The sequence below is a fragment of the Collinsella sp. AF36-3AT genome, assembly GCF_003475205.1.
GTDB classification, from domain to species: Bacteria; Actinomycetota; Coriobacteriia; order Coriobacteriales; family Coriobacteriaceae; genus Collinsella; species Collinsella aerofaciens_AF.
In genome coordinates, this window is sequence record NZ_QROZ01000006.1 from 109,259 (window position 1) to 122,232 (window position 12,974).

The 12,974-nt window shown below is 60.9% G+C and carries 12 protein-coding genes; all 12 read right to left on the minus strand.

Features of this window, described 5'->3' with window-relative positions; translation table 11 throughout:
* Positions 1-4: 4 nt before the first annotated feature.
* Positions 5-772 (minus strand): triose-phosphate isomerase, encoded by a 768-nt coding sequence (gene tpiA, locus DW003_RS06800; protein ID WP_089572945.1) that lies wholly within the window; start codon positions 770-772, stop codon positions 5-7.
* Positions 765-1,955 (minus strand): phosphoglycerate kinase, encoded by a 1,191-nt coding sequence (pgk, locus tag DW003_RS06805; protein ID WP_117564871.1) that lies wholly within the window; start codon positions 1,953-1,955, stop codon positions 765-767. The genes tpiA and pgk overlap by 8 nt, the downstream gene beginning before the upstream one ends.
* 140 nt (positions 1,956-2,095) lie before the next feature.
* The gene (gene gap, locus DW003_RS06810) at positions 2,096-3,121 is read right to left on the minus strand and encodes a type I glyceraldehyde-3-phosphate dehydrogenase (RefSeq protein WP_099431436.1); all 1,026 of its coding nucleotides are present in this window, start codon (positions 3,119-3,121) and stop codon (positions 2,096-2,098) included.
* 193 nt (positions 3,122-3,314) lie between these two features.
* Entirely contained in the window at positions 3,315-4,244 is a 930-nt protein-coding gene (whiA, locus tag DW003_RS06815; protein ID WP_117759549.1) for a DNA-binding protein WhiA, read from the minus strand.
* A 6-nt stretch (positions 4,245-4,250) separates the two neighbouring features.
* Positions 4,251-5,171, minus strand: a complete 921-nt coding sequence (gene rapZ, locus DW003_RS06820; RefSeq protein WP_022094878.1) for an RNase adapter RapZ — start codon at positions 5,169-5,171, stop codon at positions 4,251-4,253.
* A gap of 101 nt (positions 5,172-5,272) precedes the next feature.
* A complete protein-coding gene (locus tag DW003_RS06825) occupies positions 5,273-5,959 on the minus strand; it encodes an N-acetylmannosamine-6-phosphate 2-epimerase (RefSeq protein ID WP_022094877.1) in 687 nt (228 codons plus the stop codon).
* 140 nt (positions 5,960-6,099) lie between these two features.
* Positions 6,100-7,065, minus strand: a complete 966-nt coding sequence (locus DW003_RS06830; protein WP_022094876.1) for an ROK family protein — start codon at positions 7,063-7,065, stop codon at positions 6,100-6,102.
* 172 nt (positions 7,066-7,237) lie between these two features.
* A complete protein-coding gene (locus tag DW003_RS06835; RefSeq protein WP_118388214.1) occupies positions 7,238-8,158 on the minus strand; it encodes a dihydrodipicolinate synthase family protein in 921 nt (306 codons plus the stop codon).
* A gap of 68 nt (positions 8,159-8,226) precedes the next feature.
* Entirely contained in the window at positions 8,227-9,078 is an 852-nt protein-coding gene (locus DW003_RS06840) for an acetylxylan esterase (protein ID WP_118388216.1), read from the minus strand.
* Positions 9,071-10,048 carry an acetylxylan esterase gene (locus tag DW003_RS06845; protein ID WP_118388218.1) on the minus strand — a complete coding sequence of 326 codons (978 nt, stop codon included), beginning with the start codon at positions 10,046-10,048 and terminating at the stop codon, positions 9,071-9,073. The genes DW003_RS06840 and DW003_RS06845 overlap by 8 nt, the downstream gene beginning before the upstream one ends.
* An 80-nt stretch (positions 10,049-10,128) precedes the next feature.
* Positions 10,129-10,956 (minus strand): ABC transporter ATP-binding protein, encoded by an 828-nt coding sequence (locus DW003_RS06850; RefSeq protein ID WP_006236159.1) that lies wholly within the window; start codon positions 10,954-10,956, stop codon positions 10,129-10,131.
* Entirely contained in the window at positions 10,957-12,972 is a 2,016-nt protein-coding gene (locus tag DW003_RS06855) for a dipeptide/oligopeptide/nickel ABC transporter permease/ATP-binding protein (RefSeq protein WP_035138893.1), read from the minus strand.
* Between the last annotated feature and the right edge of the window lie 2 nt (positions 12,973-12,974).

Sequence of the window (12,974 nt, forward strand, 5' to 3'; positions counted from 1 at the left end):
TGTCCTACTCGCCTGCCTTGACGACCATAGAGGCGAAGTCGGCAGCCTTGAGCGAAGCGCCGCCCACGAGGGCGCCGTCAACGTCAGGCTTGGCGACGAGCTCGGCAATGTTGCCGGGCTTAGCGGAACCACCGTACAGGACGCGGATACCGTCGGCGAGCTCCTCGCCGAACATCTCCTTGAGGGTCTCACGGATAGCGCCGCAGACCTCCTGAGCGTCCTCGGCGGTAGCGGTCTTGCCGGTGCCGATAGCCCAGATGGGCTCGTAGGCGACGACGACCTGCTTGGGGCAGGTGATCTCAAGACCAGCAAGGCCAGCCTTGACCTGGTTCACGACGTGCTCGACATAGGTGCCAGCCTCGCGGACCTCGAGGGACTCGCCGCAGCAGAAGACGGGAACAAGACCGGCGGCAACGAGGGCCTTGGCCTTCTTGTTCTGATCCTCGTCGGTCTCGTGGAAGTAGTCGCGACGCTCGGAGTGACCGATGATGCAGTAGGTGCAGCCAGCGGACTTGAGCATGTCGCAAGAGGACTCACCGGTGAAGGCACCCTTGGCCTCCCAGTACACGTTCTGAGCACCGAGGGCGATGGGGGCAGCCTGAATACGGTCATGAACCGTGGTGATGTCAATGGTCGGAGGGCAGACGAGCACCTCGACGCCAGCCGGAACCTCGGGCAGAGCCTGAGCCAGCTCGTCGGCGAGCTTGGCGGCCTCGGCGACGTCGTTGTTCATCTTCCAGTTACCAGCGATAAGAAGGGTGCGATTAGGCATCGAGAAGCGCCTCCACTCCGGGCAGGGCCTTACCCTCGACGAGCTCCATGGAAGCGCCACCACCGGTGGAGATCCAGCTCATCTTGTCGGCCAGGTTGAACTTGTTGACAGCCGCGACAGAGTCGCCACCGCCGATGATCGAGGTGCAGTCGGCCTCGGCGACGGCCTCGGCGATAGCCTGGGTGCCGTGAGCGAAGTTGTCGAACTCGAAGACGCCCATGGGGCCGTTCCAGAACACGGTCTTGGCGCCCTTGACGGCCTCGGCGTAGAGCTCCTCGGTCTTGGGGCCGATGTCCATGCCCTCACGATCGTCGGGGATAGCGTCGGAAGCGACAACCTCGGGGACAGCGTCCTCGCCAAAGTGATCGGCAACGCGGTTGTCGATGGGGAGCAGGATCTTGACGCCCTTCTCCTCGGCCTTCTTGAGCATCTCGCCGGCGCGCTCGACCCAGTCCTCTTCCTTGAGGGACTGACCGACGGTCAGACCCTGAGCCAGGAAGAAGGTGTAGGCCATGCCGCCACCGATGATCAGGGTATCAGCGGAGTCGATGAGGTGATCGAGAACGCCGATCTTGGAGGAAACCTTGGAACCGCCGACGATAGCGACGAAGGGGCGCTCGGGCTCGGCGAAGATGCCGGTCAGCGTGTCGACCTCCTTCTCGAGCAGGAAGCCGGCGACGGCAGGCAGGTAAGCGGCGGGGCCCACGACGGAACCCTGGGCGCGGTGAGCGGTGCCGAAGGCATCGAGAACGAAGACGTCACCATAGGAAGCGAGCTTCTTGGCGATCTCGGGATCGTTCTTCTTCTCACGCTTGTCAAAACGGACGTTCTCGAGAACGAGGACCTTGCCCGGCTCGACGGCGGCAACAGCCTCAGCAGCCTTCTCGCCGTAGGTGTCGGCGACAAAGGCAACATCGAGACCAGAGAGCTCAGCGAGCTTCTTGGCGACGGGCTCGAGGGACAGCTCGGGCTGGAAGCCGGTGCCATCGGGACGGCCGAGGTGGCTCATGAGGATGACGCGAGCGTTGTGCTCAACGAGGTAGTTGATGGTGGGCAGGGCAGCCTTGATGCGGGTGGTATCGCCAACGACGCCATCCTTGATAGGCACGTTGAAGTCAACGCGGACGAGAACGCGCTTGCCGTCGACATCGATGTCGCGGACGGTCTTCTTGGTAAAGGCCATGTTTGCTTCTACCTTTCGTACGTGTCTGCCTCCCATTACGGCAGACGATTTCCTATAAAAAGGGCGCGACCCTAGGGTGTAAGCCCTATGAGGCCGCGCCCTTCTTTAGACGCTCAACGAGCTATTCGCTAAAAGCTAAATTAAGCAACGAACTTCTCGAAGTACTTGATGGTGCGGACCATCTGAGAGGTGTAGGAGTTCTCGTTGTCGTACCAAGAGGTGACCTGAACGAGGGTCTGGCCGTTGCCGAGGTCAGAGCACATGGTCTGAGTGGCGTCGAAGATGGAGCCGTGGGTCTCGCCGATGATGTCGGTGGAGACGATGTCGTCCTCGTTGTAACCGAAGGTCTCGGAGATGGTGGAAGCGTAGGCCTTCATAGCGGCGTTGACCTCGTCGACGGTGACCTTCTTGTCAACGACAGCGTAGAGGTTGGTGATGGAGCCGGTCGGCGTCGGGACGCGCTGGGCGGCACCGATGAGCTTACCGTTGAGCTCGGGGAGAACCAGGCCGATAGCCTTGGCAGCACCGGTGGTGTTGGGGACGATGTTGACGGCGCAGGCGCGGCTACGACGCTTGTTGCCTTTGCGCTGCGGGCCGTCGAGCGGCATCTGGTCGCCGGTCCAGGCGTGAATGGTGGTCATGATGCCGGACACGATGGGAGCGAAGTCGTTCAGACCCTTGGCCATCGGGGCGAGGCAGTTGGTGGTGCAGGAAGCAGCGGAGATGATGTTGTCCTCAGCGGTCAGCGTCTCGTGGTTGACGTTGTACACGATGGTGGGCAGATCGCTGCCGGCCGGAGCGGAGATGACGACCTTCTTGGCGCCAGCGTTGATGTGGGCCTGAGCCTTAGCCTTGCTGGTGTAGAAGCCGGTGCACTCGAGAACGACGTCGACGTCGAGGTCGCCCCAAGGCAGGTTGTTGGCGTCAGCCTCCTTGTAGATCTTGATCTCCTTGCCGTCAACGGTGATGGAATCCTCGCCAGCAACGACCTCGTGATCGCGAGCGTAGTTGCCCTGCGTGGAGTCGTACTTCAGCAGGTAAGCGAGCATATCGGGAGAGGTGAGGTCGTTGATAGCGACGATCTCGGAGCCCTCATGACCGAACATCTGACGGAAAGCCAGACGACCGATGCGACCGAAGCCGTTAATAGCAACCTTTACTGCCATTGTGTCTCCTTTCGTAAGGCCCCCGCAAGCTACAGCGCCCGCCGTTGAGGCCCACAAACTAACCACTCGCCTAATATACCTTTTTTTTGACTTGAATTTCACGAGAATGCTCGAAATTGAAAATCAAATTTACGTTAAAACGTTTTAAAGAATAAAATAGCAGCTAAATCCGTATATAAGTCGATACTTTAAACTACCCGTTTGCTTCAATGAGCTTTTCAAGCCTCAAAACTCGATGGTAGAGGGCCGACTTCGACAAGGGAGGGTCAGCCATCTCCCCTAAATCACGCAGCGACAGATCGGGATAGCGCTCGCGCAGGTCGCAAAAGACCGCCAAGGCATCCGGAAGCGCATCGCGAAGGCCGCGCTGCTCGAGCTCATCGATAAGCGCAAGCTGATGTTGGGCAGCACCGGCGCTTCTGGTCTGGTTGGCGAGCTCGGCGTTCACGCGACGGTTCACATCGTTCTTAACCAACTTGACCGCGCGCGCCTCCTCAATCTCGGCAACGCTGCGCTTGGCACCAATCAGCTTTAATAAATGCTCGATTTCCTCGGCGCTCTTAATGTACACGGCATATGACCCCCGCCGCGCATTAACACGAGCATGGACCCCAATCTGCCCCAACAGGTCGCAAAGCCCCTTGGCATATTGCTCGCCCTGCACCGCGATCTCCAAATGAAAATCGCCGCGTGGATCGGCCACGAAGCCGCCCGCGATGAGCGCGCCGCGGATGTAGGCAAGCCTGCAGCAGGGACGGGCAACGATGTGTCGGGGAACACCAGCAACGAGCCCTCCCCTGCGGTCTAGAATGCCCAGCAGCACCAGAGCCTTGTCCAGGTCGGGTTGATCGGGCAGGGTAATGAGATAGTTACGGACCTTATGCAAGACCGATTTACGAACGGTGAATTCCGTTTTGAGCTTAAGGATGCGATGCGTCAGCGTGATCATCGTGCGCGCGACGGCTCCCGTCTCGGTCGCGACCGTCAAACGATACCGCCCGGAGCCGGCCAACGAAAGCGTACCGCTCACACGCGTCAGGGCGGCAAGCGTCGACAAATCGCAGTATTCACATTCGGGTTCGCAGCGCGCAAGCTCGTCGCGCACCTCAGCGGTAAACGACATGCAGGCCTATGCCTTCGTGTTGGCGCGCGACAGGTCGCGGTGGGAGATGCTCACGTGATACTGGGCGCCTTCCAGGTAACGGGCCGTGGCCTCGGCAATGGCGACGCTACGGTGCTGTCCCCCCGTGCAGCCGATGGCGATAGAAAGCTGCGGCTTACCCTCCGCGATATAGCCCGGCATCACCGTATCGAGCAGCTGTGTCCAAGCCTTCCAAAACTCCTGCGTCTTGGGGTGGTCCAGAACAAAATCGGAGACCTTTTTATCGAGACCGGTCATCGTGCGCATCTCGGGATCGTAAAACGGATTGGGCAGGAAGCGGACGTCGATCATAATGTCCGCCTCGACGGGCATGCCGTGCTTAAAGCCAAACGAGAACACATGGACGTCCATGAGCTGTTGGTCGGACAGCTCGGAAAATGCCATACGTAGCTTGTTGCGCAGCGCAGAGGTGCGCAGACGACTCGTGTCGATAATCATATCGGCTCGATCGCGCACGCCCTGCAGCTGAAGGCGCTCGCGCTGAATGGCATCGGCCGTAGTCTCCCCCGGCTTGGCAATGGGATGACGGCGGCGATTTTCGCTGTAGCGACGAATCAGCACCTCGTCAGAAGCCTCCAGGAACACGATGTCGCAGCTCATCTCGCGCTCTTCGAGCGCGGCGACCGCATCGAGCAGCTCATCGAACAAGCCCTGGCTACGCAAATCGCAGGTGACGGCGAGATGCCTGCCCACGCCCGTATTAATGCCGACGAGCTCGGCAAGCTGGGCGATCAGACGCGGAGGCAGGTTATCGATGCAAAAATAGCCCATGTCCTCGAACACGTGCATGGCCTGCGTGCGGCCCGATCCGGACATTCCGGTGATGATGACGATATCGGGGATGCGCTCCGAGCGCTCCGCCGCATCCATGGCATCTCCCTTTTGCATGTGCTGCCTCCCAAAAACAAGCGCGGGACCCAGCAACCCGGATCCCGCGCGGTCAATTGCCTATATTGAGTATACCGCCCCGAGCGGATACGAGACCTGTCTTACGCCTCAAGCGCAGCCTTGAACCAACTCGTAATACTCGTGGGGTGCGTGATGGCGGTGCCGACGACAACGGCCCAGGCGCCAGCATCGATCGCAGCGCGAGCCTCCTCGGGCGTGTGCACGCGGCCCTCGCAGATGATGGGAAGACCGGGGAATTCCTCGGTCGCCTGACGCAGGAGTGGCAGGTCGGGGCCATCGGCCATGGTGCAGTCGATGGCGGCGACGCCGTGAGAAAGCGTGGTGGATACCAGGTCAAAGCCCATATCAACCGCACGGCGAATGTCCTCGATGGTGGCACAATCCGCCATCAGGAGCACACCCTCCTCGTGCAGCGGGCGGAAGGTATCCTCGACGGTCTTGCCATCGGGACGCGGACGATCAGTGGCGTCGATCGCCACGATATCGGCACCGGCAGCAACGCAGGCGCGAGCGTGACGCAGCGTCGGCGTGATGTAAACGCCCTCGTGTCCATCCTTCCACAGGCCGATGACGGGAACCTCACAGCGACCCTTAATGGCGGCAATGTCGGCAAGGCCCTGACAGCGAATGGCGGCGGCGCCGCCAAGCTCGCAGGCGCGAGACATCTGAGCCATGGTTTCGGGCGTACGAAGCGGCTCGCCCATATAGGCTTGAACGCTCACGACGAGCTTGCCCTTCAGGGATTGAATCAAAGGATCAACGGTCATGTTCGACTCAACCTTTCTCAAAACAGCCTTCTGAGACACCGCACCTTGACGTTCAAACCGTCGCTCGCGTACCGAAGTACGCTTCGCTCCTCTTTCACGTCAATCTGCGGCACCTCAGAAGGCGCACTTGGTAGTTATGTTTACTTCAACGACGCAAGAAGGTGTTCGGCGGCACCGATAAGCGGTGCGTCGCCCTCCAGAGAGCCGATGAGGATCGGCGTGTCCTGAAGCGGATCGAGCGCCTGGCTGGCATAGCCCTCGTGCACCGAATCCTTCCACGTCTGCGAACGCCAATCGGGACCTTGGTGAATCACACCGCCCGAAAGCACGATGACCTCAGGGTCCAGGATGTTAGCGAGCGAGCCCAAGCTGGCACCCAGCGCAAAGCCGGCATCATGGATGACCTCGGTCGCCTTTGCGTCGCCTGCACGGCACAGGTCGTTCACATCGCGACCGACCGAAGGACGGCTGGGGTCGACGCGGCCAAAGCGCTCATCGTACATACGACCAATGGAAGTGCCCGAAGCAACCGACTCCAGATGGCCGGAACGCCCGCAGGCGCAGGGAATGCCGGCGGCAGCCGAGCACTCGATGTGGCCCATATGACCGGCAGCACCATGGAAGCCCTGCATCACGCGGCCGTTCTCGACATATGCGCCGCCGATACCCGTACCGATGCCAAGACACAAGACGGAGAACTTGCCCTTGCCGACACCCCAGTGGGCCTCGCCCAGAGCATGAGCCTGCACGTCGCCTACAACGGCAACGGGAAGACCGAGATCCTCGCGCAGACGCGGCCCCAACTGAACGCCGGACCAGCCGGGCATGATCTCATTGGCATACGCGATGGCGCCCGTCTTGGGATCGACGACGCCAGCGGCACCGATACCGACGCCAAGGACCTCGACATCGGGATTCGCCTCGAGAGCAGCCTTGATGGATGCCTCGATACGCTGGAAGACGGCCTCGCCGCCCTCTTGGGCCTCTGTGGGAACCTCGGCCTCAAAAACGGGATGGGGCACACTACCGTCAGCTGGGTACTCCATGATGGCAGTCGCGATCTTAGTTCCGCCGATATCGACAGAGCAGACGTACTTGTTCTCCATGTCGCTCTCCTTCGGAGATAAAAACAACTACAGGAAATGCGCCGTCAGGCTAGCCGTCACAGCGCAGTAAAGGTTATCCAGGTGCCCGAGATCGCCGAGAAACCGTGTGGCCATTGACCTAACGGGTCATGGCCACACGGTTGAACGGCGAGGTCGGGTGCCTGGGAAAGCTTTACAGGAGACCGTTGTCCTGGAGGACCTTCTTAATAGCCTCGACGTTCTCGCCAGTCATGGCCTTCACCGGGCGCGGCATGGTCGGGCTGTCGAAGATGCCCATGAGGTTCATAGCGGTCTTGAAGGCGCCGACGCCACCGGCATAGCCCTGGACGCCCGAGGTGACATCCCAGATGTGGGAGATCTCGTTGAGGCGATCCTGCTCGGCCTTGACGGTAGCCCAGTCACCGGTCTGAGCGGCCTTCCACTGGCGCACGTAGCCCTCGGGCTCAACGTTGGCAAGGCCCGGGACAGAACCGTCGGCGCCACCGAGGTAAGCGCCGTCGACGACAACCTCGTGACCGGTGAGGATGCTCATCGGATGGCCATTCTTCTCGTTCTCCTGAACGAGGTAGCGGAACGAGATGTCATCACCCGAGGAATCCTTGACGCCAGCAAGGACGCCCTCGGCGCCGAGCTTGGCAAGGAGCTTCCAGGGGAGCTTGGTGTGAACGCACACGGGAATGTCATAGGCAAAGATGGGCAGGTCGAGCTCCTCGTGCAGAATGCGGAAGTGCTCCTCGACCTCGGTCATGCCCTGCAGGGCATAGAACGGGCAGGTGGCGACGAGGGCATCGGCACCCAGCTCCTGAGCGACCTTACCGTGCTCAATCATGCGCTCGGTCTCGGTATCGATGATGCCGACCAGGACGGGCACGCGGTGGTCGACGATACGAACGGCCTCGGCGATGATCTGGCGACGACGCTCATCGGTGGAGAAGACGACCTCGCCCGAGGATCCCAGGAAGAACAGGCCATCGACGCCGGCATCGATCATGCGGTTGATGCTGCGCTCAAAGGAGGCAACGTCGAGCTGGTGATCTTCGGTATCGGGAACAACGACGGGAGGGATAACGCCGGTGAATTTCTGAGTTGCCACAAGAATCTCCTTAGTTGTCTGGCGGGCGGCCCTATGCCACCCACTCTTGTTGGCAGTGTCCAGGCCGTCTAGGCCAAAGAACACGGGTAGAACGTTTGGTTAAAAAAGTCGATGACTTCGTTTTCGAACGCATTGATGCGCTCATGAGCGTATTTGGCATAGATGATATGCCTCCGGTCACACTCAAGACCGTTGAATACGGCAAACTGGCCCTTGGGATCGCTCACGGTATCCATAAGCGATGTGCCCATGAGCACCGATCCACGCACCCGAGACGACAACGCCTCGAGGCCGCCAGGAAGCGGATTGGCAACCGCCGTGCAGGCGAGGCCCCGCTCGTCCAGAGCGGAAACCGCCAGCGCGACTCCGCCGCCAAGGCCCTCGCCCCATGCAAAGATGCGGTCGGGGTCCACGCCATCAAGATTGCGCGCCACCTTCGCCATCGCGCAACCCCAACGGACGCGCTTGACAAAAGCAGGAGAGGCAATCCCCTGCTGCAGCTCGCTGGATCCAATCGCCTCATCGTCCAGCGCAAGCACGGCATATCCCATGGCCGCAAACCTCGTCATGTGATGCCATCCCCGCACGGGTCGGTCGATGTCGTGAAACATCAGACATAGCGGCACAAGCTCGGATGCCCGGGCGTGACCTAAGGGCTCAATCAAACGGCCGTGTACGACATACCCGCCGAGTTCAAAGGAAACCTCGGAGTAGCGCGCGCACGGATTGACGAAATCAATCGCCGTAACAGTCAGGCCGCAAACCTCAAAGTCCGAGGCGGCTGTCTCTAATTTGGAAACATCCGCAGAAGCATCGCCGCGCCAACCCCGGAAATCAGAGAGCCTTGACGAAACCGTTCCAGGCATCCCCGCGAGCCCGGGGACGATCAGCTCGTCGACATTGCTCTCGAACTTAGACATGAGCCTCCCCTCCCTCGCAGAAAAACGGAATGATCATGTCGTCAAAGTCCTGAATCTCCTCGTGACCGAAGCCCTCAAAGAACTCGTGTCGTTTCTCACAGGCCAGGTTGTTGTAGACCGCAAACTGCGTCGCCGGCGGACAGACGATATCGGCTGTGCCGGTGCCAAACAGCACGGGGCATTTGACCATAGGGGCAAAGTTCTTGGAATCGAAGGACGCCAGCTTGGCATAGGCTTCGTCGATACGAGTCGAGTCCTCGTCAAACCAGCGAGACCAATAGCGCAGGCCCTCGTAGGCAATGTCGTCGGCATCCAAATCCCAGACTAGGCGGAAATCCGACAGGAAGGGATAGAGGATGGCGGCGCGATTGATAAGCTCGCTGTTAAGTGCACAGGTCGCAATGCCCAAACCGCCGCCCTGCGACGCGCCGTTCACAAACACACGGGCAAGATCGATGCCCTCGAGCTCGCGAACGATGCGGCACAGGATGCGAATATCTTGGTGCAAGCGGACATAGTAGAGGTTGGCCGGATCGCCGTCGATACCGGCGACGATATGGCCCGCGACCGTTGTGCCCTCAAATCCACCAATGTCCTCGGAGGGACCTCCTTGGCCGGGGCAGTCGAGGGCGATGAGTGCCATGCCCATGCCCGCAAACGACGCCTGCTCAAACCAGCTGCGGCTTGCACCCGGATACCCATGGGACTGAAGTACCAATGGCACGGGCTCGTCCGAGACGGGTTTAAGGTACTTGGCATGCAGGCGAGCGCCACACATGCCGGTATACCAGAGGTCGAAAAGCTGGCAGGTCACGGCATCGGTGACCGATGCCGTCTCGATCGCATAGTCAAGCCCGACGGCGTCGGCCTCGGCCATGCGGTCCTTCCAAAAGAGATCGAAATCTGATGGACGGGGCATGGCGCCCCGATACCCACCAAATTGCTGTTGTAGCTCCTGAGCACTTGGCATGGCTCGTGAACCCAACCTTTCGAAATCGCAACGGAGGTGCGCCCGGCAAGGGAACCGGGCGCACGGGAGGGAAAGCGAGGCTACTCGCCGAGCTTGGGATGCAGCAGCGACGGCGCAGCACCGAGCAGCATCTTGGTGTAGGGGTCCTGAGGGTGCTGGAAGACCTGCTTGGCCTCGCCCTGCTCGACGATCTTGCCGCCATTCATAACGATGATGTCGTCAGAGATATAGCGGACCGTCTGGATGTCATGGCTGATGAACACCATGGCCAGGCCGAGCTCCTTCTTAAGGTCGGTCAGCAGGTTCAGAATCTGCGCGCGGACCGAAACGTCCAGAGCCGAGGTGGGCTCGTCGGCGATGATGGCATCGGGGTTCAACGACAAGGCACGGGCAATTGCGACGCGCTGGCGCTGGCCGCCCGAAAGCTGGCCGGGAAGAACCTCGGCGGCAGAGCTGGGCAGACCGGTGAGCTCCAGGAGCTCCTTGACGCGCTTCTCCTGCTCGGCCTCGGTACCCAGGTTGTGGACGCGCATGGGGTCGAGCAGCTGCTCGCGAACGACCATGCGGGGATTGAGCGCCGTAGCCGGATTCTGGAACACGACCGAGATGACACGGCCCATGTGACGACGGTCCTCGGCGGTACGCTTAGTAACGTCCTTGCCCTTAAAGTAGACCTTGCCGCTCGTTGGGGCCTGCAGGCCGCACATGACGTTAGCGGTGGTGGACTTTCCGCAACCGGACTCGCCGACGATGCCGATCGTCTGACCGGGCATGAGCTTAATCGTTACACCCTGGACGGCGTGAACCAGGTTGGGGTGCAGAATCGAGCCGGTACGGGTCCTAAAGGTGACGTGGACGTCATCAAGGAAGATGATCGGCTCGACGCCGTTGACTGCGGTCTCGCTCATCTACATCACCTCCGCGTGAGGGGTCAAACCATTTGCCTTGAGCACCTCGTCGGGGAGCTCGGAATAGAAGTGCTCGGTGCCGGGCACGCGCTTGAAGACCGGACGGGTGTCCAGGCCAATGCGCGGATGGCTCGAGCGGGGCGCGAAGCGATCGCCCTTGGGGAAATCGCGCGGGCTCGGAACGGCGCCGGGCACCTGGTGCAGACGGCCCGAACCGCTCTCGATGGACAGAACGGAGCCCAGAAGACCGCGGGTGTACTCGTGGATCGGGTTAGTGAGCAGCTCCTTGGTGGGCGCCTGCTCGATAACCTGACCGGCGTACATAACCGTGATGTTATGGGCGACCTCGGCGACCAACGCCAAGTCATGCGAGACGAAGATCATGGCAAAGCCGAGCTTGGCCTGAAGGTCGTTGAGCAGCTTGATGACCTGCTTCTGGACGGTAACGTCCAGAGCGGTCGTGGGCTCGTCGCAGATGACCAGCTTGGGGTCGCGGGTAAGGGCCATAGCGATCAGGACACGCTGACGCTGGCCACCGGAAAGCTCATGCGGGTAGCTCTCGAGCGTACGCTTGGGGTCGAGGCCCACGAGCTCCAGGAGTTCCTCGGCGCTGCGGGTGCCGCCGCGCTTGGTGAGCTGCTTCATCTGGGCAGAGATGAGCATGGAGGGGTTGAGCGAGGACAGGGCGTCCTGATAGACCATAGCGATATCGGTACCGCGCAGGCCGAACCACTCCTTCTTGCTCATCTTGAGCAGGTCGCGGCCCTCCCAAAGGACCTCGCCGGAAAGGTGCTCGTCATCGTCGGTCAGGCCCATGATGGCCAGCGTGGTGATGGACTTACCGCAACCGGACTCGCCCACCAGGCCCATGGTCTGACCAGGACGGACGTCAAAGTTGACATGGTCGACGACGTTGATATCGCCGTGATGCTCAAACTGAATGCAGAAGTCACGGACCGAGAGAATCGGTTCGACAGACTCGTCGGGCACATGGCGATCGTCACGCTTGAGCTCGACATCGCGCAGGGCGCCAAGGCGAGCGGAGAGGGACTGGGCCTGCTCCTTGTAGGCGCGAACGGGGTCGGAGACCAGCAGGTCGGCCTCGCGACGCTTGGAGGAATCGGTCGGATCCAGGGCGGCGGAGGGAGCAGCGGCCATGGCGTCGGTAATGCCCTCGGAGAGGATGTTGAGCGCCAGGCAGGTGATCATGATGGCCAGGCCCGGGAACAGCGCCTGCCACCAACGGCCGGCGAGCACGCCGCCGCGGGCGTCGGCGAGGATGTTGCCCCAGGTAGCGGTGGGCTCCTGGATACCAGCGCCGATGAAGGTCAGCGAGGCCTCGAAGATGATGGCGTCGGCGACCAGGGTAACGGTGAAGACCATGATCGGGGCGATGCAGTTACGCAGAACATGCTTGATCAAAATCCACGGAGCCTTGGCGCCGGAAACGATGACCGCGCGGACATAGTCCTCGCCGTACTCGGACACGATGTTGGCACGCACGATACGGGCAATCTGCGGAGTGTACATAAAGCCGATGGCGAAGATGATCGACGGCACGGAGTTGCCCAGGATGGAGACGAAGACGGCCGCGAGGGCGATGCCCGGGATGGACATGATGATGTCCAAGATACGCATGATCGTCTCGGAGACGGCCTTGCGCGAAACCGCTGCAAGGGCGCCCACGACCGAGCCGCAGACCAGAGCCATGGCAGTGGCGCCAAAGCCGATAATCAGCGAGTAACGACCACCGTAGAGCATACGCGACAGAATATCGCGACCCTTATCGTCGGTACCGAAGATAAATCCGTTGCCGGGAGCCTGGCGAGCCGTAAAGATCTCGACCGGGCTATAGGGGGCAAGAAGGGGCGCCAGAATCGCAGTCAGCGCGACCAGCACCAGCACGACGGCGGCAATCTTAGAAGACAGCGTCATCTTCTTCCAGCCACCGAGCTTGAGCCCCTTGGAGGCAGCCTTCTCGAGCTGCTCGGTTTGCTTCTCTCGAATCTTTACCATAA

Excerpts from the sequence above, each read along its gene's own strand:
- tpiA (WP_089572945.1), bottom strand. The coding sequence starts at position 772 with ATGCCTAATCGCACCCTTCTTATCGCTGGTAACTGGAAGATGAACAAC.
- pgk (WP_117564871.1), bottom strand. The coding sequence starts at position 1,955 with ATGGCCTTTACCAAGAAGACCGTCCGCGACATCGATGTCGACGGCAAG.
- gap (WP_099431436.1), bottom strand. The coding sequence starts at position 3,121 with ATGGCAGTAAAGGTTGCTATTAACGGCTTCGGTCGCATCGGTCGTCTG.
- whiA (WP_117759549.1), bottom strand. The coding sequence starts at position 4,244 with ATGTCGTTTACCGCTGAGGTGCGCGACGAGCTTGCGCGCTGCGAACCC.
- rapZ (WP_022094878.1), bottom strand. The coding sequence starts at position 5,171 with ATGCAAAAGGGAGATGCCATGGATGCGGCGGAGCGCTCGGAGCGCATC.
- DW003_RS06825 (WP_022094877.1), bottom strand. The coding sequence starts at position 5,959 with ATGACCGTTGATCCTTTGATTCAATCCCTGAAGGGCAAGCTCGTCGTG.
- DW003_RS06830 (WP_022094876.1), bottom strand. The coding sequence starts at position 7,065 with ATGGAGAACAAGTACGTCTGCTCTGTCGATATCGGCGGAACTAAGATC.
- DW003_RS06840 (WP_118388216.1), bottom strand. The coding sequence starts at position 9,078 with ATGTCTAAGTTCGAGAGCAATGTCGACGAGCTGATCGTCCCCGGGCTC.
- DW003_RS06845 (WP_118388218.1), bottom strand. The coding sequence starts at position 10,048 with ATGCCAAGTGCTCAGGAGCTACAACAGCAATTTGGTGGGTATCGGGGC.
- DW003_RS06850 (WP_006236159.1), bottom strand. The coding sequence starts at position 10,956 with ATGAGCGAGACCGCAGTCAACGGCGTCGAGCCGATCATCTTCCTTGAT.
- DW003_RS06855 (WP_035138893.1), bottom strand. The coding sequence starts at position 12,972 with ATGGTAAAGATTCGAGAGAAGCAAACCGAGCAGCTCGAGAAGGCTGCC.